This is a genomic window from Caldicellulosiruptor kronotskyensis 2002 (assembly GCF_000166775.1).
Lineage (GTDB): Bacteria > Bacillota > Thermoanaerobacteria > Caldicellulosiruptorales > Caldicellulosiruptoraceae > Caldicellulosiruptor > Caldicellulosiruptor kronotskyensis.
The window spans coordinates 1,148,150-1,170,000 of the sequence record NC_014720.1; the positions used below are offsets into that span (position 1 = coordinate 1,148,150).

Genomic DNA, 21,851 nt, shown 5'->3' on the forward strand with positions numbered 1-21,851 from the left:
AATAAATGGGTCAAAAAGTTCATCCAAAGGGGTTTAGGATTGGAATTATTAGAGACTGGGATTCAAGATGGTTTGCAAATGACAAGGATTTTCAAAAATATGTTCTTGAAGACTATAAAATCAGACGTCACATAAAAGAAAAGCTCTACCATGCAGGTATTTCGAGAATAGAGATAGAAAGGGCAGCAAAGAGAGTAAAGGTTATTATCCACACAGCAAAACCAGGTATCGTTATTGGAAGAGCAGGTTCTGGTGTAGAAGCTCTCAGAAAAGAGCTTGAAAAATTAACAGGTGGAAAGACAATATCACTTGATATAAAAGAGATTAAAGTACCAGAGCTTGACGCTCAGCTTGTTGCTGAAAACATTGCTGCTCAGCTTGAAAAGAGAGTTTCATTCAGAAAAGCTATGAAACAGGCGATGGCAAGAGCTTTGAGAAGCGGCGCAAAAGGTATCAAAACAATGGTATCTGGACGACTTGGCGGTGCTGACATTGCAAGAACAGAGTGGTACAAGGAAGGAAGAATTCCTCTTCAGACTCTCAGAGCAGATATCGACTACGGTTTTGCAGAAGCTCATACAACATATGGTAGAATTGGTGTAAAGACATGGATATACAAAGGTGATATTCTTCCACAGAAAGCAGCAGCTTCTGAAAAAGGAGGAGATAAGTAATGCTTATGCCAAAGCGTGTTAAGTGGAGAAAACAGCAAAGAGGTAGAATGAAAGGGAAAGCTACAAGAGGTAACTTTGTTGCGTATGGTGATTTTGGTATTATGGCACTTGAACCTGGCTGGATTACAAGCAACCAGATTGAGGCAGCCAGAGTTGCAATAGCAAGGCACATCAAAAGAGGCGGAAAAGTGTGGATAAAGATATTCCCTGATAAGCCTGTTACAAGAAAACCCGCAGAAACTCGTATGGGTTCTGGTAAAGGTTCGCCTGAGTATTGGGTTGCAGTTGTAAAGCCTGGCAGAGTGATGTTTGAAGTTGGCGGTGTTGATGAAGAGGTTGCAAAAGAGGCTTTGAGGCTTGCAATACACAAACTGCCTATCAAATGCAAGATTGTTTCAAGAGAAGAAGCTAAAGTGGGTGGTGAGGCAAATGAAGGCGTCTAAGATTAGAGAGATGACAACACAAGAACTTCATAATGAACTTAAGAAGTTAAAGAGGGAACTTTTCAATTTGAGGTTCCAGCTTGCAACAAATCAACTTGAAAACCCAATGAGAATTCGAGAGGTAAAAAGAACAATTGCAAGAATAAAAACAATAATGAGAGAAAGAGAACTTGAACAAGAAAGAGCAAATAAAAATGTAAAATAAGGCAGAATTAAGTGGGGAGGGAATGTAAGTGGAGCAAAAAAGAGGAATGAGAAAAACAAGAGTTGGTGTTGTTGTAAGTGACAAAATGGACAAAACAGTAGTAGTTGCAGTTGAGAGGCATGTTCAGCATCCTCTTTATAAAAAGACTATAAAGAGAACAACAAAGTTCAAAGCTCATGATGAGAACAATGAGTGCAGAGTTGGAGATAAGGTTTTGATTATGGAGACAAGACCACTTTCTAAAGAAAAAAGATGGAGAGTTGTTCAAATCTTGGAAAGGGCAAAATAATAATTAAATACAGCTTAGCTTTTTAAAGGAGGGGAAATGAAAGATGATCCAACCACAGTCAAGGCTGAAGGTTGCTGACAACACAGGTGCAAAAGAAGTAATGTGTATAAGAGTTTTAGGTGGTTCTAATAGAAAGTTTGCAAATATAGGAGATGTAATAGTTTGTTCTGTCAAAGATGCAACACCAGGTGGCGTTGTAAAGAAAGGTGACGTTGTAAAAGCAGTTATTGTCAGGACACGCAAAGGTGTAAGAAGAGAGGACGGGACATATATAAGATTTGATGATAATGCTGCAGTGTTAATAAGAGAAGATGGAACTCCAAGAGGAACACGTATTTTTGGACCTGTTGCAAGAGAGCTTCGTGACAAGGATTTTATGAAGATAGTATCTCTTGCACCAGAAGTTCTATAAGCTATTTTGAGGAGGGAAGGTTATGCCAAACAAGGTTCATGTAAAAAAAGGGGATACTGTTGTAGTTATCTCAGGTAAATATAAAGGCAAACAAGGCAGGGTACTTACAGTATTGCCAAAAGATAAAAAAGTTGTAGTTGAAGGTGTTAACATAGTTAAAAAGCATGTAAGACCAAATCCCAAAATGCCACAGGGTGGTATAATAACTCAAGAAGCGCCTATTTGGGCGTGCAAGGTAATGCTTGTATGTCCAAAGTGTGGCAAACCAACAAGGATTGGTCACAGGTTTATCCAAGAAGGTGAAGAGGAAAGAAAAGTCAGAACATGCAAAAAATGCGGTGAGATAATTGACTAATTGGCAAAGTGAAGGGAGGTAAATTGTTTATGGCACCAAGACTCAAAGAAAAGTATTTTCAAGAAGTTGTTCCTGCTATGATGCAAAAGTTTGGATACAAAAATGTTATGCAAGTTCCAAGACTTGCAAAGATTGTTGTAAATATTGGACTTGGAGAAGGGAAAGACAATCCTAAGGCTTTGGAAGCTGCGGTAAATGATTTGATGGCAATTACTGGGCAAAAACCAGTGGTTACACGTGCTAAAAAGTCTATAGCAAACTTCAAGCTCAGAAAAGGAATGCCAATAGGTTGCATGGTAACGTTAAGAGGCGATAGAATGTATGAATTTTTAGATAAGATGATAAATCTTGCTCTTCCAAGAGTGAGGGACTTTAGAGGTGTGTCAGATAAATCTTTTGATGGTCGAGGAAATTATTCGATAGGGTTTAAAGAACAGCTTGTTTTTCCTGAGATTGATTATGACAAGGTAGATAAGATAAGAGGACTTGAAGTTACTATTGTAACCTCAGCAAAGACTGACGAAGAAGCTAAAGAGCTTTTGAGACTTTTAGGAATGCCATTTGCAAGTTAAGAAATGAAAGAGGAGGTATATTAATGGCAAGGAAAGCTCTTATTATAAAACAGCAAAGACCTCAAAAGTTCTCTACAAGGTATTACAATAGGTGTAAGATATGCGGAAGACCAAGAGCGTATTTAAGAAAGTTTGGTGTTTGCAGACTGTGCTTTAGAAAGCTTGCTCATAATGGAGAGATACCGGGTGTTAAGAAAGCGAGCTGGTAATTTTTTAATTCGGAAGGAGGTAATAAGATGTACGTAATAGACCCGATTGCAGATATGCTTACACGTATAAGAAATGCAAATAATGCTCGCCATGAAATAGTAGACATTCCAGCATCCAAAATGAAAAAAGCAATTGCCCAAATTCTGTTAGAAGAAGGATTTATAAAAGATTATGAGATAATTGATGATGGCAAGAATGGTATTATAAGAATTAGGTTAAAATATGGTCCTAATAAAGAAAGAGCAATAACAGGGCTGAAGAGAATATCAAAGCCTGGAAGAAGAGTATATGCTGGCAAAGATGAGCTTCCAAGAGTGTTAGGTGGACTTGGTATTGCAATCATTTCTACATCAAAAGGAATAATGACAGATAAAAAGGCAAGAAAAGAAGGAGTTGGCGGAGAGGTTCTCTGCTATGTGTGGTAATAACACTTTATTTTTGTTGGAGGTGAAATGATGTCAAGAATAGGTAGAAAACCTATTGATATACCCAGCGGTGTTGATGTCAAGATAGATGGCAATGTCATCACAGTAAAAGGACCAAAAGGGACACTTACAAGAGAAATACATCCTGAAATGATTGTTAAGATAGAAAACAATCAGATAATTGTTCAAAGACCTTCTGATGAGAGGTTCCACAAAGCTCTGCATGGTCTTACTCGCACACTTATTGCAAACATGGTAGAAGGAGTAACAAAAGGTTATGAAAAAGTATTAGAAGTTGTCGGAATAGGTTACAGAGCTCAAAAACAGGGCAAGAAACTTGTACTCAATGTTGGATATTCACACCCTGTTGAGATTGAAGAGCCTGCTGGCATTACTATTGAAGTTCCGGATCAGAACAGAATAATAGTAAAAGGGATTGATAAACAACAGGTTGGAAACTTTGCTGCAAATATAAGAAAAGTGAGAGAGCCTGATCCATATCTTGGAAAGGGCATTAAATATGCTGATGAAGTTTTAAGACTTAAAGAAGGAAAAGCCGGCAAAGGCGGTAAGAAATAGAGGGGAGTGATTGGGCTTGTATAAAAAGGTGAATAGAAATGAAAAGAGGCTTATAAGACACAAAAGAATTAGAAAAAAGGTTTTTGGTACAAGTGAAAGACCTCGTCTTTGTGTTTACAAAAGCTTGAAATATATTTATGCTCAAATAATCGACGATGAAAAAGGTCACACACTTGTTGCAGCATCATCGCTTGAGCCTGAAATCAAGTCAAGACTATCTTCAACAAAATCTATCGAGGCAGCTGAGTATGTAGGTAAAGTAATAGCTGAAAGGGCAAAAGAAAAGGGAATTACAAAGGTTGTGTTTGATAGAGGTGGTTATCCATATCATGGAAGAGTAAAAGCGCTTGCTGAAGCGGCAAGGCAAGGCGGTCTTGAGTTCTAATTTTAAAGGAGGGATATGGCTTGGCGCAAAAGAGAATTGATCCAAAGGGATTGGATTTGAAAGAAAGAGTTGTAAACATCAACAGAGTTGCAAAGGTTGTAAAGGGTGGAAAGAGATTGAAGTTTTCTGCTATTGTAGTTGTTGGTGATGAAAATGGTCATGTTGGTGCAGGGCATGGGAAAGCTGCGGAAATTCCAGATGCTATCAGAAAAGCTATTGAGGATGCAAAGAAGCATCTGATTGAGGTGCCAATAGTTGGAACTACAATTCCGCACGAAGCAATAGGTGATTTTGGAGCGTCAAAGGTTTTAATTAAGCCTGCTCCAGAGGGTACTGGTGTTATTGCAGGTGGTGCTGTGAGAGCTGTATGTGAGCTTGCTGGAATAAAAGATATAAGAACAAAGAGTCTTGGCTCTAATAATCCTGCGAATGTTGTTCATGCAACAATTGAGGCATTAAAACAGCTCAGACGTCCAGAAGAGGTTGCAAGAATTAGAGGAAAGACATTAGAAGAGATACTCAAGTAAAAAGGAGGGAACTTTTTGCTATGAAACTTTATGAACTAAAACCCGCACCAGGTTCTAAGAAAAGCAGAAAAAGAGTAGGCCGTGGAGAGAGCTCTGGTCACGGTAAGACTTCAACAAGAGGTCACAAAGGGCAATGGGCACGTTCTGGCGGTGGCGTTAGACCTGGTTTTGAAGGCGGGCAGATGCCACTTACCAGAAGAATTCCTAAGAGGGGCTTTAAAAATATCAATAAAAAGGTGTATACTGAAGTTAATGTAGAAAAGCTTGAGAGGTTTGACAATGACACTGTAATCACACCTGAACTTCTTTTAAAAGAAAGGGTTATAAGCAAGATAGAAAAAGATGGGGTAAAGATACTTGGAAGAGGAGAGCTAACAAAGAGACTGATAGTGAGAGTGCAGAAAATTTCAGAGGGTGCAAGGAAGAAGATAGAAGCTGCTGGAGGAAAGGTAGAGGTGATTTAAAGTGTTTGAAACTATAAAGAACGCGTGGAGGCTGCCCGACCTTCGAAGAAAGATTCTGTTTACACTTTTCATGATACTTGTCTTCAGACTGGGGGCGTTTATCCCAGTCCCCTATATTGATAGGGATGCTTTGGCAAAGGTTATAAACGACCTTACAATGCTTGGCTTTTTTGATGTTGTTGCAGGTGGAACATTTAAAAATATGAGTATATTTGCGATGAGTGTAACTCCATACATTAACTCTTCAATCATTATGCAGCTTTTGACAATTGCTATACCTGCACTTGAAGAGCTTGCAAAACAGGGCGAAGAAGGTAGAAAAAAACTTGCTGAGTGGACACGATATGGAACTGCTATCTTGGCGTTTATTCAGGCGGTTGGTATCTATTTTGGGCTTAAAAATGCAAGTGGGCTTACTGGCGGTGTTCCTGTTATTACAGCTCAAGGTCAGGGATTTTTAGGTTTTATCACCATAACTATTGCTCTTACTGCTGGAACTGTATTTTTGATGTGGATTGGTGAACAGATAACAGAAAATGGTATAGGAAATGGTATTTCGCTTTTGATATTTGCAGGTATTATTTCAAGAATTCCAAACGGAGCAGTATCTCTTTGGAACTATGTTGCAAAGCTAAATGAGTTTTCGCTCACAAGTATTATTGGCGTAATTCTGTTTATAGTAATGGCACTTGCAATTATTGTGTTCATCATTGTTATTCAGGAAGGTGAAAGAAGAATACCTGTACAATATGCAAAGAGGGTAGTTGGACGAAGAGTTTACGGTGGGCAGAGTACACATATTCCTATTAAGGTCAATATTGCTGGTGTTATTCCTATAATCTTTGCAATTTCGCTTGTTATGCTTCCAACAACAATTGCTCAATTTTTCCCAAATTCAGGGTTTTATAAATTTGTAAAAGCATACTTTTCATCAGGTTCGTTCTGGTATACATTCTTCTATGCACTGTTCATAATAGGGTTTACTTATTTTTACACAGCAATTGTATTCAATCCTGTTGAGATTGCTAACAATTTGAAAAACAACGGAGGGTTCATCCCAGGTATCAGACCTGGCAAACCAACTGTAGATTTTATAACAAGAGTGCTTTCAAAAGTTACGTTTGCTGGTGCGCTGTTTTTAGCATTCATTGCCATTTTGCCAACCTTGGTTGGAATCATGTTCAAGCACCAACTTAACATATACTTTGGTGGAACAAGCTTGCTGATTGTTGTTGGTGTTGCACTTGAGACAATAAGGCAGATGGAAGCTCAGATGCTAATGCGTCACTACAAAGGTTTCTTGAGCTAAAAAAAGTAGATTATTGTTAGTGTGGAGGTATAGTAAACATGAGACTTATACTTTTAGGTGCACCGGGTGCTGGTAAGGGTACTCAGGCAGAATATTTGAGCAAGAGATTCTCAATACCTCATATCTCAACAGGTGACATTTTAAGAGAAAATGTAAAGAATGAAACAGAGCTTGGGAAAAAAGCAAAAGAATATATGGACAAAGGCCTTTTGGTTCCAGACGAGATAGTGATTGAGATTGTTAAGGACAGACTTTCAAAAGAAGACTGCAAAAATGGATTTTTGCTTGATGGTTTTCCACGCACTATTGCCCAGGCAGAGGCCCTTGATAAGGTATTAGAAGAGCTTGGACAGAAGATTGACAAGGTTTTGAACATTGAAGTTCCAGACGAAAAGATTTTAGAGAGAATGTCTGGGCGAAGGATTTGTAAAAACTGTGGTGCAAGCTTTCATGTCATTTACAGGCCACCACAAAAAGAAGGTGTATGTGATGTATGTGGTGGAGAGCTTTATCAAAGAGAAGATGATAAAGAAGAAACTGTCAAAAAGAGACTGGAAGTTTATCATGCACAGACACAGCCACTGATTGATTATTATAAAGCAAAGGGCTTACTTGTTGTGGCTTACGGGCAGGAAGAAATAGCCGATACAACAAAAGAGGTTTTAAAAGCGCTTGGCATAGAATAAGGAGCAAAGACCAGAAATGATTACAATAAAATCAGAAGCTGAGCTTGACTCAATGAGAGCAGCTGGCAGAATTGTTGCTATGGTTTTAAAAGAATTAGAAAAATTAATACAACCAGGTATTACTACAAAAGAACTTGATGAATTTGCTGAAGAGTATATAATTAAAAATGGCGGGATACCATCATTTAAGGGACTGTATGGGTATCCTGCCTCCATATGTACCTCAGTCAATGACGAGGTAGTTCATGGAATTCCAGGTATGAGAAGGCTGGAAGATGGAGATATTATCAGTATAGACGTAGGAGTTTGTGTTGACGGACTTCATGCTGATGCTGCAAGGACCTTTGCTGTTGGAAAAATTTCCGATACAGCAAGGTTTTTGATAAAGGTTACAGAAGAAAGCTTTTTTGAAGGTATTAAAAACGCGGTTGCTGGCAAGAGAGTAGGAGATATTTCAAATAGTATACAAAGATATGTTGAAAGCCGTGGCTTCAGTGTTGTGAGGGATTTGGTGGGGCATGGAATAGGTAGAAAATTTCATGAGTCACCTCAGGTCCCTAACTTTGGCAAGGCTGGAGTTGGGATAAGGCTTATCAAGAACATGACCTTGGCGGTTGAACCTATGGTAAATGAGGGAAGTTACAAGGTGTATACTGACAAGGACGGTTGGACTGTAAAGACGCTCGATGGTAAGCTCTCTGCTCATTATGAAAATACCATAATCGTAACTGAGGGCTTGCCAGAGATAATTACATTATGAGGTGTTAATAAAGATGGATCTTCAAATAGGGCAGATTGTTCTGTCCAAAATGGGAAGAGATAAAAACAGGTTCTTTATTATATTTGACATAACCGACGATGGTTATGTGTATCTTGTAGATGGGAAATTGAGAAAGATTAAAAAGCCCAAGAAGAAAAAGATAAAACACATAGCACCCACAAAGTTTGTCTCAGAAGAGATAAAAGAAAAGATACTCAAGAAAAAACTTACTGATGCAGAGGTTGCAAAAGTGATAGAGGAATTTGAGAATAGAAAAGAGTAGGGGGTTGATAAGCCTTGTCCAAGGAGGATGTAATTGAATTAGAAGGGACTGTGGTTGAGGCACTGCCAAACGCAATGTTTCAGGTCCAGCTTGATAATGGGCACAAAGTCCTTGCCCATGTGTCAGGAAAACTTAGAATGAACTTTATAAGAATACTTCCGGGTGATAGGGTAGTTGTTCAGCTATCACCGTATGATTTGACACGAGGTAGAATTGTGTGGAGGTCAAAATAAATTCTCTTTGAAAAAGGAGGAATAGAATAGAAATGAAGGTCAGACCATCTGTGAAACCAATATGTGAAAAGTGCAAGGTTATCAAAAGAAAAGGTAAGATAAGAATAATCTGCGAAAATCCAAAGCACAAACAAAGACAAGGTTAATTTATTGGGAGGTGAATTTTTAGAATGGCACGAATTGCAGGTGTAGATTTACCAAGAGAAAAGAGAGTGGAGATAGCTCTGACATATATATTCGGGATTGGTCTTTCAAGGTCAAAACAGATTTTAAGGGATACTGGGGTTGATCCAAACAAAAGAGTAAAAGACCTCACTGACGATGAGGTAGCTAAAATCAGAGACTATATAGACAAGAATTTCAAGGTTGAAGGTGAACTGAGGGCTGAAATTGCAAGAAACATAAAGAGATTAATTGATATAAGATGTTACAGAGGTTTGAGACATTTAAGAGGTCTTCCTGTTCGTGGTCAGAGGACAAGAACAAATGCAAGAACAAGAAAAGGTCCAAGAAAAACTGTTGGTGTCATGAGAAAGAAATCATAAGAAGGAGGAGTAAGTTGATATGGCAAGACCAGCGAGAAGAACTGTCAGACGTTCAGAGAGAAAGAATGTTGAAAAAGGTATTGCACACATTCATTCAACATTCAATAATACAATTGTTACAATTACTGATCCATCGGGCAATGCAATTGCATGGGCAAGTGCAGGAACATGTGGCTTTTCAGGAACTAAAAAGGGCACACCGTTTGCTGCTCAGCTTGCGGCTGAAAAGGCAGCAAAGATGGCAATGGACCACGGTATGAGAACTGTTGAAGTTTATGTAAAAGGACCGGGTGCAGGCAGAGAAGCTGCAATACGAGCTCTTCAGGCAGCAGGGCTTGAAGTAACACTTATAAAGGATGTTACTCCAATTCCGCACAACGGTTGCAGACCGCCAAAGAGAAGAAGAGTATAAAATTTTAGAGGAGGTGCTTTGTCTTGTCAAAATACATTGGACCAGACTGCAGACTGTGCAGAAGAGAAGGAATGAAATTATTCTTAAAAGGTGATAGATGTTATACCGAAAAGTGTGCGTTTGCAAGAAGACCATACCCACCAGGTCAGCATGGTCAGGAAAGAAAGAAGCTTTCTGAATACGGTATGCAGCTGAGAGAAAAACAGAAAGTAAAAAGAATTTATGGTGTTTTAGAGACACAGTTCAGAAGATATTTCGAAATGGCTGAAAAGATGAAAGGTATCGCAGGTGAAAATCTTTTGTCATTACTTGAAAGAAGACTTGATAATGTCGTTTACAGACTTGGATTTGCTTCTTCACGTGGCGAGGCAAGACTTTTAGTATCACATGCTCATTTTAAGGTAAATGGGAGAACTGTGAATATTCCATCTTATCTTGTAAAGGTTGGAGATGTAATAGAGGTTGACGAGAGAAGCAAATCTAAGACAAGATTTGTTGAGATAAAAGAAAAGTATGCAAAAAAGCCTTCTCCAAAGTGGCTTGATAAGGACGCTGAGAACCTTGTAGGAAAGGTAATAGCTCTTCCAACAAGAGAAGATATTGACATGCCAATTAGAGAGCACCTGATAGTAGAGCTTTATTCCAAGTAATAAATGCCCTCACAAGATGCGTGTATGGTGTATTATTTTTAAGGAGGGTATATCAAGTTGATAGAATTTCAAAAACCAACAATAAGGTGTGAAGAGCTGAGCCCAGACAATAAATACGGGCGATATGTTATTGAGCCCCTGGAAAGAGGTTATGGTATAACAGTTGGCAATGCACTCAGGAGAACACTTTTGTCGTCGCTACCTGGTGCAGCAGTTACAGCAGTTAAGATTGATGGGGTTTTACATGAGTTTTCAACAATTCCAGGGGTCTTAGAAGATGTACCAGAAATAATTCTCAATTTGAAAGGTTTGGCTATAAAGATGTCATCCCCAGGGCCAAAGGTAATGTACATTGAGGCTCAGGGTGAGTGTGAAGTAAAAGCAAAAGATATAAAGGCAGATGCTGATATAGAGATTTGCAATCCAGACCATCATATTGCTACTCTTAACTCTGATGCAAGACTTTTTATGGAGATAACAGTAAGTCAAGGGAAAGGTTATGTTCCAGCTGAAAGAAACAAACAGCCAAACCAACCGATAGGTGTTATCCCTGTTGATTCAATTTATACGCCTGTTGTAAAAGTCAACTACAAGGTTGAAAATACAAGAGTTGGTCAGGTAACCGACTATGATAAGTTGACTATGGAGATATGGACAAACGGAACTATTCGTCCAGATGAGGCGCTAACCGTTGCCGCAAAGATTTTAATAGAGCATTTTAATCTGTTTACTGATCTTTCTAATATTCCTACAAAGATTGAGACAGTTGTAAAACAAGAGCCGCCGAAGAGAAATAAACTTTTAGATATGACCATAGAAGAGCTTGAGCTTTCAGTAAGGTCATACAACTGTCTTAAAAGAGCGGGGATAAACACAGTTGAGGACCTTGTCAACAAGACTGAAGAAGAGATGATGAAGGTAAGGAACTTGGGCAAAAAATCCTTAGAAGAGGTTATCCAAAAACTTCACAGTTTGGGACTTAGCCTCAAAAAGAGTGATAGCACGCCGAAGGAGGAGGAAGAAGAGAAATGAACAAATTAAGAAAACTCAAACGAGATACAGACCACAGACAGGCACTTATGAGAAACTTGGCAACATCTTTGTTCAAGCATGGTAGAATAATGACAACAGAAGCAAAGGCAAAGGATTTGAGAAGAATAGCTGAAAAGCTTATAACCATAGCTAAAAAAGGTGATCTTGCATCATATAGAAGAGTTTTAAGCTATTTGTATGAAGAAGATGTTGCATATGACTTGTTCCAGAAGATAGCTCCCAGATATCAAGGTAGAAATGGTGGTTATACAAGAATAATAAAGGTTGGACCACGCAAAGGCGACGGTGCTATGATGGTTTATATAGAGCTTGTGTAGGGTCAAAGAGGTATTTTCCTCTTTGGCCTTTTTGCTTTTGATCTACCATCTTTACATTAGAACAAAGATTTGCTATTTACAAAATTAATTGTGTGTGCTAATATAATTAGTGCTTTTTGATTGTTGCAAAAACGCTGCGGGATGGTGTAATGGTAGCACAGCTGACTCTGGATCAGCTTGTCTAGGTTCGAGTCCTAGTCCCGCAGCCAAAAAAGTGGCCCTATCGTCTAGAGGCCCAGGACACCGCCCTCTCACGGCGGAGACAGGGGTTCGAATCCCCTTAGGGCTACCAACTAAATAAAAAGCAATTCGTCTGCTCTCAAAATTTCGAGGACAAAAGAGGGCAGACGATTTTGTTATGTTTATAAAAGATAAAAAATATAAATTAATACCAGCTATATAAATGAGTACCTCCTCAAAAATGTTCAGTATGTTGTAGCTATTTTTATTCCTCTTACAACAATAGAAATTAAAAGATAATTAATTGAATTAATTAAGGAAGCATAAAGAAAGCTGTTTCTCACAAAAAATTAGAGAGATAGATTTTTTAATAGGCACTTCGTGCATTCTTACGTTGTATTAAATATTTTTTACACCTATTCGAGATTTTCTTGTTAATTTTAGTGGAAGTAGCTTTATTTTTGTGATATAATAAAATTACACAAGCAATAGTTTACACTATAGTTTACACAATAAATTAAGTTATTTGGAGCCGAAAATAGATGAAGATTATTTTTTCTAAACAGGCTCTTAAATTTTTAAGTCTACAAGATGCTAAAACAGCTAAAAGAATTATTGATGCGATTGAAAATAATTTGAGTGAAAAGCCTTTCAAGGGAGATATTAAAGTTTTAAAGGCTCGAGAAGAGTTGAGGCTACGTGTAAGGAATATGAGAGTAATATTTATGGTTAAAGATAATGAAGTACATATTTTGACAATCGGATATAGAGGAGATGTATATAAATGAGAAATCCCCGAGATGAACTTTATTCACTGATTGACAAGCTAACAACTGAAGATGTTATTAGCCTTTTACACTTAGTTAGGAGGATAGTCACTTCAGATGAAGAATTAACAGATGAAGAAATCCAACAAATAGAATTGGCAAAAGATGAGATTTCTAAAGGGGAAGGAATAGAAATAGAGGAAGTAAAGAAGATATTGCATCTAAATTCGCAGTAAAACTCAATAAGCATGGTTTTTTGAGAATATTTTTTTGTAATAAACCTCTTTACAAAAAGCGAAAAGCAATAATAGATGACAAGGAAAGACCATGTAGAATGAATGGTCTTTTTTTATTTTCCCAAACTATTGACAAAAATAACTTTAAGATGTTATTATAATATAAAAACCGAGTATACAAGTCGGAATTGGAGAGATATAAGATGTTCAGGTTATCTACAAAGGGAAGATATGGTGTCAGGGCAATGTTTGATTTAGCACTTCACTATGATGAAGGGCTTGTGTCACTCAAGAGCATAGCAGAGCGTCAGGAGATTTCAGAGCATTATTTAGAGCAGCTTATTGCAGCCTTGAAAAAAGCAGGACTTGTCAAGAGTATAAGGGGTGCTCAGGGTGGCTATATGCTTTCAAGAGATCCTTCCAAAATTACCATAGGTGAGATATTAAGAGCTCTTGAAGGTTCACTTTCGCCTTCTGAATGTATAGATGATTTAGACAGAGTTGACTGTCCAAGAGCAGAGTTTTGTGTGACAAGAAAAGTTTGGGAAAAGGTAAAAGAAGCAATAGAAAAGGTTGTGGACTCTGTGACACTCCAGGATTTGGTTGATGATTATAAAAAGATGACAGCAGATGAGTCATACATGTTTTATATCTAAAAAATGGGGTATAATAGTTATAGAAACCCTACTAAAATGATAAAAATAATGGGAGATGATATATATGGAAGGAAAGATTATTTATTTTGACCATGCAGCCACAACCCCTCTTAAAAAGGAAGTATTAGATGAAATGATGCCTTATTTGACAGATCAGTACGGCAATCCTTCAACAATTTACAAGCTTGGAAGAGAAGCAAAAAAAGCAGTTGAACTTGCAAGAGAAAGAGTTGCAAAGGCCTTAAATGCTGATATTCAAGAAATTTACTTTACCTCCGGTGGAACAGAATCAGATAACTGGGCATTAAAAGGAGTTGCTTTTGCAAATAAAGATAAAGGCAAGCATATTATAACAACAACAATCGAGCACCATGCGGTTTTGCATCCTCTGAAATATCTTGAAAGCTTAGGATTTGAAGTCACATATGTTCCTGTTGAGCCAAATGGCATTGTTGACCCTCACAGAATAAAAGAAGCAATAAGAAATGACACTATTTTGATTTCTGTCATGCTTGCAAATAACGAAATTGGGACAATCCAGCCTGTCAAAGAGATAGCAAAGATAGCAAAGGAAAAGGGAATAATTGTTCATACAGATGCTGTTCAAGCAGTTGGGCAAATTCCTGTTGATGTAAAAGATTTAGGTGTAGACCTTTTATCACTTTCTGCTCATAAATTCTATGGGCCAAAAGGTGTTGGTGCACTTTATATCAGAAAAGGGACAAAGATTCATCCATTTTCGCATGGAGGTGCACAGGAGAGAAATAGGCGTGCTGGAACAGAGAATGTAGCAGGAATTGTTGGCCTTGGCAAGGCTATAGAGCTTGCAACTCAGAATCTTTCTGAGTATGCCGCAAAGCTTCAAAAACTGAGAGATAAGCTCATTGACGGGGTCTTAAGCAAAATTGATTATGTTCGACTAAATGGTGATAGACATCAGAGACTTCCTAACAATGCAAACTTCTCATTTGAGTTTATAGAAGGTGAAAGCCTGCTTTTGATGCTTGACATGAAAGGAATTGCAGCTTCAAGCGGGTCAGCATGTACATCAGGGTCTTTGGACCCTTCACATGTGCTTCTGGCAATTGGGCTTGAACACGAGGTTGCTCATGGGTCTTTGAGAATAACACTTGGTGAAGATAACACCGAAGAAGATATAGATTATCTATTAGAAGTTTTGCCTGAAATTGTTTCAAGATTAAGAGAAATGAGTCCACTTTATGAAAGCGTAAAAAAAGGGGGTAATTGAGGATGTATAGCGAAAAGGTTTTAGACCATTTTATGAACCCGCGAAATGTTGGTGAGATTGAGAATGCAGACGGTGTTGCTCAGGTTGGCAACCCGAAGTGTGGGGATATAATGAAGATGTATCTTAAAATAGAAAATGGTATAATAGTTGATGCAAAGTTTAAAACATTTGGCTGTGGTGCTGCTGTTGCAACAAGTTCAATGGCAACAGAGATGGTGAAAGGAAAAACAATAGAAGAAGCTTTGCAGATTACTAACAAAGCTGTTGCAGAAGCTTTAGACGGTCTTCCAGCAAACAAGCTCCACTGTTCGGTTTTAGCCGAAGAGGCAATTAAAGCCGCAATTGAAGACTATCTTAGCAAGCAAAAAAGCAAAAATACCAACTAAACTTACTTTAAAAGGGTGAGATTTTTTGAAGAAAAAAGTCCTGGTTGCTATGAGTGGAGGTGTAGATTCTTCTGTTGCAGCTGCAATCTTGAAAGAAGAAGGGTATGAAGTGTATGGAGCAACAATGCAGATTTGGCAAACCGAAACTGAAGATGAGTTAATTCGCGAAAAGAGCTGTTGTTCTCTTACTGCTGTTGACGATGCACGAAGGGTAGCTCATATTCTTGACATACCATATTATGTCTTTAATATGAAAGATGATTTTAAAAAAGAGGTCATAAACTACTTTGTCGACGAATATATAAAAGGCAGAACACCAAATCCTTGCATTATGTGCAACAGGAAAATCAAGTTTGAGCTTTTTTTAAAAAAGGCGATGGTGCTTGGCATGGATTACATTGCAACAGGTCATTACGCCATAATAGAATACGATAAAAGTCTATGTAGATATCTCTTGAAAAGGTCAAAAGCAAGAGAAAAAGACCAAACTTATGTGCTTTACAACATGACCCAGGAAATGCTTTCAAAAACACTTTTTCCTCTTGGTAGGTTCTCTAAGGATGAAGTTCGAAAACTTGCTGAGAAATTTAATCTTCCTGTTGCAAGAAAACCTGACTCACAGGAGATTTGTTTTATCCCGGACAATGACTATGGAAGTTTTATTGAAAAAGAGACAGGAATAAATGATGAAGGGGTGTATGTTGATACTGAGGGAAATATACTTGGCAAGAGCAAAGCGTATTACAATTACACCATCGGTCAGAGAAAAGGACTTGGCATTTCTACTGGGAAAAGGATGTATGTAGTTGATATAAAACCTGAGGAGAACAAAGTTGTTTTGGGAGAAGAAGACAAAATATTTTCGGATGGACTGATTGCTTATGATTTGAACTTTATACCGTTTGATAAATTGGAATCTGAGTTAGAAGTGACAGCAAAGATACGATATACTGCAAAAGAGGCAAAGGCAAAAGTTATACCTGCGCAGAATAATAAAGTACTTGTCAAGTTTTGTGAAAAACAGCGTGCCATAACACCAGGGCAGTCTGTTGTGTTCTATAGCGGCGATATTGTTGTTGGCGGCGGAATAATAGAAAAAGCCCTCTGATGAGGGCTTATATTTTTACAAATATTGGCTCAAGATTTTCAAATTTTGTTAAATATTTAAAACCAATGCTCTTTAGCATGTCAACAGTATAATTGAACATGTATGCAATGTATTCTGTAGAGTGCGCATCTGATCCAAGCGTAATTATTTCTCCACCCAATTCATAAAATCGTTTTATGATTTTATATTCTGGATGTGGCATTCCAAGACCATATCTAAAACCAGAGGTATTAACTTCAATTCCTTTTCCTTTAAAAATAAGCAATTTTAATATCTCATCTATTAAATCCCAATATTCTTCTTTATCTAAATCTTTGTTCTCATAATCTCCATATCGTTTGACAATGTCAAGATGGCCATATACACAAAATTTGTCAAAGCTTTTGATGAGGTTCAGAGTCTCTTCAAAGTATCTTATATAAGCCTGCTGTTTTGTTTTTCCCTGATAGAAAACACCATCTGCCAAATCTTGAAAGTCTACAACATGGGTTGAGGCAATTACAAAGTCAAAGGAATAACTGTTTAGAATCTCTAAACTTTTTTCTATAGAATGTGGTTGCAGTCCAACTTCACTGCCAAGTTTTATTTTTATCTTGCTGCTGTATTTTTTTTTGATAGCATAAAACTCATTCATGTAATCTTCATAGTTAATATCCCAAACAGGATATGAAACTGGCGGGTATAAAAGGTCCATATGGTCTGTAAAAGCTATCTCTTCAAGGTTGAGTTCTATAGCCTTTTTTACAGCATCTTCCATATTCATATTTGAGTCTGATGAAAAGTTAGAGTGAATGTGGTAGTCAAACATAGCAAGTCATCTCCTTTAAAAAGAGTTTTTTGCATACAATCAAATTGTATGATATTTTATTGACATTAGCAATTGTTAAAAAGGGTGATTTTTATGATTCAGCTCAAAAACGAACCGATGAAGGTAATTAAGCTACTTAATCAGCATGGATTTAAAGCATATTTAGTTGGTGGATGTCTGAGAGACTACCTGCTGTCGAAAGAACCTCAAGATTTTGACATTGCAACAGATGCAAAACCTGAAGATGTAATTCATCTTTTTGAAAAGACCATTCCAACAGGTATAAAACATGGAACGGTAACAGTGATTATAAATGGAGTCAAGATAGAAGTAACAACTTTTAGGGTGGAAAAAGAATATGAAAACCACAGATGGCCAAAAGTAGAGTTTACAAACAGTCTTTTTGAGGACCTCAGAAGAAGGGATTTTACAATAAATGCTATGGCATATCATCCGGATGAAGGACTTATAGATTATTTTGGTGGAATTGAGGACTTGAAGAATAAAATTGTTAGATGTGTTGGCAATCCACACGAAAGGTTTTTTGAAGATGCACTGAGAATCTTGAGGTGTATAAGGTTTGCAACGCAGCTAAGTTTTGTCATAGAAAATAAAACTTTTGAGGCACTAAAAAGCCTAAAACATCTTTTAAAAAAAATCTCCAAGGAAAGAATAAATATAGAACTATCAAAGACTTTAGAAAGCAAAAATTCTTCTTATGGGCTTGAACTTCTTTATGAAAGCAGTGTGGGCAGTATTATAATTCCTGAGTATTCGCAAATATACCTGTATTTGAGCCAAGTAGACTTTGATTTTATTCCTACAAAATTCAAAGTTCCTGCCTTTTTTGCCTGCTTGAAAGATGGAATATTAGTGGAAAAACTAATGAGAGATTTGAAGTTTGAAAAAAAGAAAATTAATTTTGCTGTAAAACTTTGCAATTATTTGACCATGGAATGCTCTCAAGATAAACTTGTCAAAAAGATTTTTTTCGAGGAGGAAAAAGAAGTTGAAGAAATTCTGACAACCATTTCTATTTTAAAATCAGACCATAGAATTTTACAAACATTCAATGATTTGAAAAGAGAAAATAAGCTCATCCACAAAAAAGATGTTCAACTCAGTGGGAAGGATTTATTGGTTTTAGGTTTAAGGGGAGAAATGATAGGAAAGGTTTTAAACACTGTATATGAATATGTTTTGGAAAATCCCGAGAAAAATAGCAAAGACGAAATATTGAACTATGTTAATTTGTATCTTCAGCAGGGTAAAAATTAATAAACAGAATTTTTAAACGAGGAGATGAGCAAATGTTACCTACTACAAACGAACTTGGGTACTACGAAATTCGGCTTGAAAGTATTGGTGGACTTGGTGCGAATGTTGCAGGCAAAATTTTGGCTGAAGCAGGTGTTGTTGGAAGTGGACTGAATGCCTTAAATTTTGCAAGTTATGGCTCTGAAAAGAAAGGTTCGCCTGTAAAGTCATATATAAGATTTGCTCCAAAGGAAAAGCATATAAGAATTAATTCGCCTGTTGTTCAGCCTCATTTGGTTGCTATATTTCACGAGAATATGGTAAATACAAACCCTGTCACACAAGGACTTAGAAAAGATGGAATAGTTATCCTAAACACAAACAAGAGCGTGGATGAGGCTCGTGACTTTTTAAAACTTGCAAGTGGCACGGTGGCAACAGTGGATGCGATAAGGATTGCTCTTGAAGTTAAAACAAGGATTAACATGGTTATGCTTGGGGCAATTGTAAGAATGCTTGGATTTATTAGCTTAGATAGTGTAAAAGAGATTGTTAAACAAACTTTTGAGAAAAAATATCCGCAGACAATTGCGTCCAACATGGCAGGTCTTGAAGCTGGATATAACTATGTAGAATCTAAGTTTTTTGAATATGATGGTAAATATCAGTACGTAGAGTACCAGGAAGAAAGAAGACCTATGGGATACAAGAACGCTCCGATTGGAGGAACTATTGTAGAGTTTGCAAACACAATAACAAAAAACAATATAACCAGCAGGATTGGGAAAATTCCTGTATTTATAAAAGAAAAATGCATCAACTGTGGGCTTTGTGAAACAACATGCCCTGATTATGTCTTTGTTTGGGATAGAAAGGTAGAAAATGGTAAGTCAAAAATGTTTAATTTAGGGCCTGATTATCAGTATTGTAAAGGATGTCTTAGATGTGTTGACATTTGTCCTACAGGTGCACTTGTTGAAGGTATTGAAAGGGAATATGACATAGAAAAAATATCTGCAAAACATGATTTTGATATATACGAAAAATGGTATGAGGATGGTGAGAAGAGATGATAAAACCACAAGAGACAATCTTTGAAAGTGGGAATGAAATGGCGGCTTTAGCTGCATCGCAAATAAATTATCATATTATGGGATACTATCCCATAACACCTTCTACCCAGATTGCTGAAGAACTTGACCAGATGCGAGCAGATGGACTTCATGATATTTTACTGATTGCGGCAGATGGTGAACATGGTGCAGCAGGCATATGTTACGGTGCCTCTTTGGGCGGTGGCAGAGTTTTTAATGCAACAAGTGCAAATGGACTTATGTATGCATTAGAACAGCTTCCTGTCCAATCGGGAACAAGATTTCCAATGGTATTAAATCTTGTTACGCGTTCAATTTCTGGACCTCTTGATATAAAAGGTGACCATAGCGATTTGATGTTCACACTAAATACCGGCTGGATAATACTTCTTGCCAAAGACCCGCAAAGAGTCTATGACATGAATATAATGGCAGTAAAGATAGGTGAACATCCTGATGTAAATCTTCCCGTAATTGTTGCATATGATGGATTTTTTACAAGCCATCAAAAGAGGGTTGTGAGCTATTTTAAGAATAAAGAAGATGTTCAGGAGTTTGTTGGAAAGCTCCCGCCAAAGCGAGTGGTTGCAATAGATCCTGAAAACCCTGTTACAATTGGACCTTATATGAATGAACCCGACCTTATAAACAACAAATATCAACTCAGCAAGGCAATGGATAAAGCGTATGAGATAATTCCACAAGTATTCGAGGAATTTTGTAAGATTAGCGGTAGAAAATATGAGTTGGTTGAAGGATATAGAATGGAAGATGCACAGATAGCTATATTTGCCTTGAATTCCACTTATGATACCGTATGTGAAGCTGTTGACATTTTAAGACAGAAAGGTATAAAAGTTGGCGTTGCAACAACAAACGTATTGCGACCATGGCCAAAAAGAGAAATCCAGGAGCTTTTGAAAAATGTAAAGATTCTTGCAGTGTTAGATAGGCAAGAAAGCTACGGTGCAAAAGGTGGCAATATGACAATTGAAATCAAAGCAACACTTCAAGAACTTGAAAAAGGTCCAAAAGTAGTCAGCAGAATATATGGGCTTGGTGGCAAGGACTTTTTCCTGGAAGAGGCTCTGACTCTCTTTGAAGATATGAACCTTGTACTTGAAGGCAAAAAAGAAATACCAGATTTTGATTATATTGGAGCATACCCGGGAGATGAAAATTATGTTCCTAAAAGGTATATGAAACCTATAAAAGCAGAATGGACTAAGAACATTCAACTGAACACGCGTGATTTGACAGCAATGCCAAAACGAATTGTTCCTGGCCATGGTGCATGTCCTGGCTGTGGTATATTCCCTAACTTGAATCTTCTTTTGAAAGGAATTGAAGGTGATGTGGTGCTTCTTTTCCATACAGGGTGTGGCATGGTTGTAACCACAGCTTATCCTCAAACAGCTTTTAGGGTAACATATATACACAACCTTTTCCAAAACGGTGCAGCAACACTTTCTGGACTTGTTGAGATGTACAACCAGAGAAGGAAGAGAGGAGAAATTCCTGACAGGGACCTGACATTTATCCTTGTGACAGGTGATGGCGGTAACGACATAGGTATGGGTCCTACAATTGGTGCTGCGCTGAGAAACCACAAGATGATTATATTTGAGTACGACAATGGAGGCTACATGAATACAGGGTACCAGCTTTCGTATACCACGCCTTACGGAGCGTCTACATCAACTTCACATGTCGGGAAGGCTCAGTTTGGAAAATCGACCTTCCATAAAGACACTCCTCAGATAATGGCGGCAACAAATATTCCATACGTTGCTACAGTGGCAGAGTCTGACCCTATTGATTTTGTCAAAAAAGCCAAAAAAGCTCAGAAAATTATGAGAGAAGAGGGACTTGTATATATCAAGGCGCTGTCAGCTTGCCCGCTTAACTGGGGTGATGAACCATCAAAGGAGAGAAGAGTTATTCAGGCAGCTGTTGATTGTTGTTTCCACCCGCTTTATGAGATTGATCATGGCAAAACCACTATAACATATGATCCGGAGAAAAAGGGGAAGAAAATCCCTGTTATTGAATGGCTTTCAATGATGGGAAGAACTAAACACCTTACACGACCAGAGTACAAACACATCGTCGAAGAATTCCAAGCAGAAGTTGATAGAAGATGGGAAAGACTGAAAGCAAGACATGAACATCCTCTCTTGTAAAGGGCTACAACAAACATTGGCGAAAAAAAGAGAATTTTGATGAAAAATTAAGAAAATTGAAGCTGAAATCAAAAAATAAGCTCTAACCATCAAAAATAGTCGAAAATAAAGATTGATTGAAACAATAAAAGGTGGTATA

34 protein-coding genes and 2 tRNA genes are annotated in these 21,851 nt (G+C 37.6%); 35 read left to right on the plus strand and 1 reads right to left on the minus strand.

The features are described 5' to 3' along the window. The first annotated feature begins 5 nt into the window (after positions 1-5). From rpsC to mnmA, 32 genes are all read left to right on the plus strand, one after another. On the plus strand, positions 6-674 hold the full coding sequence (gene rpsC, locus CALKRO_RS04870; RefSeq protein ID WP_013429972.1) for a 30S ribosomal protein S3: 669 nt from the start codon (positions 6-8) through the stop codon (positions 672-674). Then, positions 674-1,117: a 50S ribosomal protein L16 gene (gene rplP, locus CALKRO_RS04875; RefSeq protein WP_013402927.1), complete on the plus strand. Its 444-nt coding sequence runs from the start codon at positions 674-676 to the stop codon at positions 1,115-1,117. Before rpsC ends, rplP begins: the two co-directional genes overlap by 1 nt. Next, positions 1,104-1,322 (plus strand): 50S ribosomal protein L29, encoded by a 219-nt coding sequence (gene rpmC / locus CALKRO_RS04880; protein ID WP_013429973.1) that lies wholly within the window; start codon positions 1,104-1,106, stop codon positions 1,320-1,322. The genes rplP and rpmC overlap by 14 nt, the downstream gene beginning before the upstream one ends. Before the next feature lie 28 nt (positions 1,323-1,350). Next, positions 1,351-1,611, plus strand: a complete 261-nt coding sequence (rpsQ, locus tag CALKRO_RS04885) for a 30S ribosomal protein S17 (RefSeq protein WP_013429974.1) — start codon at positions 1,351-1,353, stop codon at positions 1,609-1,611. A gap of 43 nt (positions 1,612-1,654) precedes the next feature. Next, positions 1,655-2,023 carry a 50S ribosomal protein L14 gene (gene rplN / locus CALKRO_RS04890; RefSeq protein ID WP_013290160.1) on the plus strand — a complete coding sequence of 123 codons (369 nt, stop codon included), beginning with the start codon at positions 1,655-1,657 and terminating at the stop codon, positions 2,021-2,023. 22 nt (positions 2,024-2,045) lie between these two features. After that, positions 2,046-2,378, plus strand: a complete 333-nt coding sequence (gene rplX / locus CALKRO_RS04895; RefSeq protein ID WP_013429975.1) for a 50S ribosomal protein L24 — start codon at positions 2,046-2,048, stop codon at positions 2,376-2,378. 29 nt (positions 2,379-2,407) lie between these two features. Next, positions 2,408-2,950, plus strand: a complete 543-nt coding sequence (rplE, locus tag CALKRO_RS04900; RefSeq protein ID WP_013290162.1) for a 50S ribosomal protein L5 — start codon at positions 2,408-2,410, stop codon at positions 2,948-2,950. 23 nt (positions 2,951-2,973) lie between these two features. Further along, entirely contained in the window at positions 2,974-3,159 is a 186-nt protein-coding gene (locus CALKRO_RS04905) for a type Z 30S ribosomal protein S14 (RefSeq protein WP_011917778.1), read from the plus strand. Between the two features lie 27 nt (positions 3,160-3,186). Further along, positions 3,187-3,585, plus strand: a complete 399-nt coding sequence (rpsH, locus tag CALKRO_RS04910; RefSeq protein ID WP_013429976.1) for a 30S ribosomal protein S8 — start codon at positions 3,187-3,189, stop codon at positions 3,583-3,585. 30 nt (positions 3,586-3,615) lie between these two features. After that, entirely contained in the window at positions 3,616-4,164 is a 549-nt protein-coding gene (gene rplF, locus CALKRO_RS04915; protein ID WP_013429977.1) for a 50S ribosomal protein L6, read from the plus strand. Positions 4,165-4,180: 16 nt separating this feature from the next. Then, positions 4,181-4,549, plus strand: coding sequence for a 50S ribosomal protein L18 (gene rplR, locus CALKRO_RS04920; RefSeq protein ID WP_041727162.1), 369 nt, complete (start codon positions 4,181-4,183; stop codon positions 4,547-4,549). A 20-nt stretch (positions 4,550-4,569) separates the two neighbouring features. Then, positions 4,570-5,076, plus strand: coding sequence for a 30S ribosomal protein S5 (rpsE, locus tag CALKRO_RS04925; protein WP_013402934.1), 507 nt, complete (start codon positions 4,570-4,572; stop codon positions 5,074-5,076). 20 nt (positions 5,077-5,096) lie between these two features. Next, positions 5,097-5,540, plus strand: coding sequence for a 50S ribosomal protein L15 (rplO, locus tag CALKRO_RS04930; RefSeq protein ID WP_013429979.1), 444 nt, complete (start codon positions 5,097-5,099; stop codon positions 5,538-5,540). Position 5,541: 1 nt separating this feature from the next. Further along, the gene (gene secY, locus CALKRO_RS04935; protein ID WP_013429980.1) at positions 5,542-6,849 is read left to right on the plus strand and encodes a preprotein translocase subunit SecY; all 1,308 of its coding nucleotides are present in this window, start codon (positions 5,542-5,544) and stop codon (positions 6,847-6,849) included. Between the two features lie 38 nt (positions 6,850-6,887). Further along, on the plus strand, positions 6,888-7,535 hold the full coding sequence (locus CALKRO_RS04940; protein WP_013429981.1) for an adenylate kinase: 648 nt from the start codon (positions 6,888-6,890) through the stop codon (positions 7,533-7,535). 16 nt (positions 7,536-7,551) lie between these two features. Further along, positions 7,552-8,295: a type I methionyl aminopeptidase gene (gene map / locus CALKRO_RS04945; RefSeq protein WP_013429982.1), complete on the plus strand. Its 744-nt coding sequence runs from the start codon at positions 7,552-7,554 to the stop codon at positions 8,293-8,295. A 13-nt stretch (positions 8,296-8,308) separates the two neighbouring features. Further along, positions 8,309-8,578, plus strand: coding sequence for a KOW domain-containing RNA-binding protein (locus tag CALKRO_RS04950; protein WP_013429983.1), 270 nt, complete (start codon positions 8,309-8,311; stop codon positions 8,576-8,578). A gap of 14 nt (positions 8,579-8,592) precedes the next feature. Then, a complete protein-coding gene (gene infA, locus CALKRO_RS04955) occupies positions 8,593-8,811 on the plus strand; it encodes a translation initiation factor IF-1 (RefSeq protein ID WP_013290172.1) in 219 nt (72 codons plus the stop codon). Positions 8,812-8,843: 32 nt separating this feature from the next. Next, positions 8,844-8,957, plus strand: coding sequence for a 50S ribosomal protein L36 (gene rpmJ, locus CALKRO_RS04960; protein WP_013429984.1), 114 nt, complete (start codon positions 8,844-8,846; stop codon positions 8,955-8,957). Between the two features lie 24 nt (positions 8,958-8,981). Further along, a complete protein-coding gene (gene rpsM / locus CALKRO_RS04965) occupies positions 8,982-9,356 on the plus strand; it encodes a 30S ribosomal protein S13 (RefSeq protein ID WP_013290174.1) in 375 nt (124 codons plus the stop codon). A gap of 19 nt (positions 9,357-9,375) precedes the next feature. Then, the gene (gene rpsK, locus CALKRO_RS04970) at positions 9,376-9,768 is read left to right on the plus strand and encodes a 30S ribosomal protein S11 (RefSeq protein WP_011917765.1); all 393 of its coding nucleotides are present in this window, start codon (positions 9,376-9,378) and stop codon (positions 9,766-9,768) included. A gap of 23 nt (positions 9,769-9,791) precedes the next feature. Next, positions 9,792-10,418, plus strand: coding sequence for a 30S ribosomal protein S4 (rpsD, locus tag CALKRO_RS04975; protein ID WP_013429985.1), 627 nt, complete (start codon positions 9,792-9,794; stop codon positions 10,416-10,418). A gap of 57 nt (positions 10,419-10,475) precedes the next feature. After that, positions 10,476-11,450, plus strand: a complete 975-nt coding sequence (locus tag CALKRO_RS04980) for a DNA-directed RNA polymerase subunit alpha (RefSeq protein WP_013429986.1) — start codon at positions 10,476-10,478, stop codon at positions 11,448-11,450. After that, positions 11,447-11,788, plus strand: a complete 342-nt coding sequence (gene rplQ / locus CALKRO_RS04985; protein ID WP_013429987.1) for a 50S ribosomal protein L17 — start codon at positions 11,447-11,449, stop codon at positions 11,786-11,788. Before CALKRO_RS04980 ends, rplQ begins: the two co-directional genes overlap by 4 nt. 135 nt (positions 11,789-11,923) lie before the next feature. Beyond that, positions 11,924-11,997: transfer RNA gene (locus CALKRO_RS04990), tRNA-Gln, on the plus strand. Between the two features lie 7 nt (positions 11,998-12,004). Further along, positions 12,005-12,080: transfer RNA gene (locus tag CALKRO_RS04995), tRNA-Glu, on the plus strand. Positions 12,081-12,510: 430 nt separating this feature from the next. Continuing rightward, positions 12,511-12,756, plus strand: a complete 246-nt coding sequence (locus tag CALKRO_RS05000; RefSeq protein ID WP_013429988.1) for a type II toxin-antitoxin system RelE family toxin — start codon at positions 12,511-12,513, stop codon at positions 12,754-12,756. Next, a complete protein-coding gene (locus CALKRO_RS05005) occupies positions 12,753-12,971 on the plus strand; it encodes a hypothetical protein (protein WP_013429989.1) in 219 nt (72 codons plus the stop codon). The genes CALKRO_RS05000 and CALKRO_RS05005 overlap by 4 nt, the downstream gene beginning before the upstream one ends. A gap of 203 nt (positions 12,972-13,174) precedes the next feature. After that, entirely contained in the window at positions 13,175-13,627 is a 453-nt protein-coding gene (locus tag CALKRO_RS05010) for an RrF2 family transcriptional regulator (RefSeq protein WP_013429990.1), read from the plus strand. 64 nt (positions 13,628-13,691) lie between these two features. After that, complete coding sequence (gene nifS / locus CALKRO_RS05015) at positions 13,692-14,876, plus strand: cysteine desulfurase NifS (protein WP_013429991.1); 1,185 nt, start codon at positions 13,692-13,694, stop codon at positions 14,874-14,876. A gap of 2 nt (positions 14,877-14,878) precedes the next feature. After that, positions 14,879-15,262, plus strand: coding sequence for a Fe-S cluster assembly scaffold protein NifU (gene nifU, locus CALKRO_RS05020; RefSeq protein WP_013402945.1), 384 nt, complete (start codon positions 14,879-14,881; stop codon positions 15,260-15,262). Positions 15,263-15,287: 25 nt separating this feature from the next. After that, positions 15,288-16,370 carry a tRNA 2-thiouridine(34) synthase MnmA gene (gene mnmA, locus CALKRO_RS05025; RefSeq protein ID WP_013429992.1) on the plus strand — a complete coding sequence of 361 codons (1,083 nt, stop codon included), beginning with the start codon at positions 15,288-15,290 and terminating at the stop codon, positions 16,368-16,370. Positions 16,371-16,377: 7 nt separating this feature from the next. Here the strand turns inward: mnmA and CALKRO_RS05030 are convergent, their stop codons facing one another. Beyond that, the gene (locus CALKRO_RS05030; RefSeq protein ID WP_013429993.1) at positions 16,378-17,178 is read right to left on the minus strand and encodes a histidinol-phosphatase HisJ family protein; all 801 of its coding nucleotides are present in this window, start codon (positions 17,176-17,178) and stop codon (positions 16,378-16,380) included. Positions 17,179-17,271: 93 nt separating this feature from the next. Between CALKRO_RS05030 and CALKRO_RS05035 the strand changes: the two genes are divergently transcribed. Genes CALKRO_RS05035 through CALKRO_RS05045 form a run of 3 tightly spaced genes read left to right on the plus strand, consistent with a single transcriptional unit; the run spans position 17,272 to position 21,712 of the window. Beyond that, entirely contained in the window at positions 17,272-18,456 is a 1,185-nt protein-coding gene (locus tag CALKRO_RS05035; protein WP_013429994.1) for a CCA tRNA nucleotidyltransferase, read from the plus strand. A gap of 32 nt (positions 18,457-18,488) precedes the next feature. Further along, on the plus strand, positions 18,489-19,508 hold the full coding sequence (locus tag CALKRO_RS05040; RefSeq protein WP_013429995.1) for a 2-oxoacid:acceptor oxidoreductase family protein: 1,020 nt from the start codon (positions 18,489-18,491) through the stop codon (positions 19,506-19,508). Further along, on the plus strand, positions 19,505-21,712 hold the full coding sequence (locus tag CALKRO_RS05045) for a thiamine pyrophosphate-dependent enzyme (RefSeq protein WP_013429996.1): 2,208 nt from the start codon (positions 19,505-19,507) through the stop codon (positions 21,710-21,712). Before CALKRO_RS05040 ends, CALKRO_RS05045 begins: the two co-directional genes overlap by 4 nt. Positions 21,713-21,851: the final 139 nt, after the last annotated feature.

Coding starts and splice junctions, on each gene's coding strand:
- rpsC (WP_013429972.1), top strand. CDS start 6: ATGGGTCAAAAAGTTCATCCAAAGGGGTTTAGGATTGGAATTATTAGA.
- rplP (WP_013402927.1), top strand. CDS start 674: ATGCTTATGCCAAAGCGTGTTAAGTGGAGAAAACAGCAAAGAGGTAGA.
- rpmC (WP_013429973.1), top strand. CDS start 1,104: ATGAAGGCGTCTAAGATTAGAGAGATGACAACACAAGAACTTCATAAT.
- rplN (WP_013290160.1), top strand. CDS start 1,655: ATGATCCAACCACAGTCAAGGCTGAAGGTTGCTGACAACACAGGTGCA.
- rplX (WP_013429975.1), top strand. CDS start 2,046: ATGCCAAACAAGGTTCATGTAAAAAAAGGGGATACTGTTGTAGTTATC.
- rplE (WP_013290162.1), top strand. CDS start 2,408: ATGGCACCAAGACTCAAAGAAAAGTATTTTCAAGAAGTTGTTCCTGCT.
- CALKRO_RS04905 (WP_011917778.1), top strand. CDS start 2,974: ATGGCAAGGAAAGCTCTTATTATAAAACAGCAAAGACCTCAAAAGTTC.
- rpsH (WP_013429976.1), top strand. CDS start 3,187: ATGTACGTAATAGACCCGATTGCAGATATGCTTACACGTATAAGAAAT.
- rplF (WP_013429977.1), top strand. CDS start 3,616: ATGTCAAGAATAGGTAGAAAACCTATTGATATACCCAGCGGTGTTGAT.
- rplO (WP_013429979.1), top strand. CDS start 5,097: ATGAAACTTTATGAACTAAAACCCGCACCAGGTTCTAAGAAAAGCAGA.
- CALKRO_RS04940 (WP_013429981.1), top strand. CDS start 6,888: ATGAGACTTATACTTTTAGGTGCACCGGGTGCTGGTAAGGGTACTCAG.
- map (WP_013429982.1), top strand. CDS start 7,552: ATGATTACAATAAAATCAGAAGCTGAGCTTGACTCAATGAGAGCAGCT.
- CALKRO_RS04950 (WP_013429983.1), top strand. CDS start 8,309: ATGGATCTTCAAATAGGGCAGATTGTTCTGTCCAAAATGGGAAGAGAT.
- rpmJ (WP_013429984.1), top strand. CDS start 8,844: ATGAAGGTCAGACCATCTGTGAAACCAATATGTGAAAAGTGCAAGGTT.
- rpsM (WP_013290174.1), top strand. CDS start 8,982: ATGGCACGAATTGCAGGTGTAGATTTACCAAGAGAAAAGAGAGTGGAG.
- rpsK (WP_011917765.1), top strand. CDS start 9,376: ATGGCAAGACCAGCGAGAAGAACTGTCAGACGTTCAGAGAGAAAGAAT.
- rplQ (WP_013429987.1), top strand. CDS start 11,447: ATGAACAAATTAAGAAAACTCAAACGAGATACAGACCACAGACAGGCA.
- CALKRO_RS05000 (WP_013429988.1), top strand. CDS start 12,511: ATGAAGATTATTTTTTCTAAACAGGCTCTTAAATTTTTAAGTCTACAA.
- CALKRO_RS05005 (WP_013429989.1), top strand. CDS start 12,753: ATGAGAAATCCCCGAGATGAACTTTATTCACTGATTGACAAGCTAACA.
- CALKRO_RS05010 (WP_013429990.1), top strand. CDS start 13,175: ATGTTCAGGTTATCTACAAAGGGAAGATATGGTGTCAGGGCAATGTTT.
- nifS (WP_013429991.1), top strand. CDS start 13,692: ATGGAAGGAAAGATTATTTATTTTGACCATGCAGCCACAACCCCTCTT.
- nifU (WP_013402945.1), top strand. CDS start 14,879: ATGTATAGCGAAAAGGTTTTAGACCATTTTATGAACCCGCGAAATGTT.
- CALKRO_RS05030 (WP_013429993.1), bottom strand. CDS start 17,178: ATGTTTGACTACCACATTCACTCTAACTTTTCATCAGACTCAAATATG.
- CALKRO_RS05035 (WP_013429994.1), top strand. CDS start 17,272: ATGATTCAGCTCAAAAACGAACCGATGAAGGTAATTAAGCTACTTAAT.
- CALKRO_RS05040 (WP_013429995.1), top strand. CDS start 18,489: ATGTTACCTACTACAAACGAACTTGGGTACTACGAAATTCGGCTTGAA.
- CALKRO_RS05045 (WP_013429996.1), top strand. CDS start 19,505: ATGATAAAACCACAAGAGACAATCTTTGAAAGTGGGAATGAAATGGCG.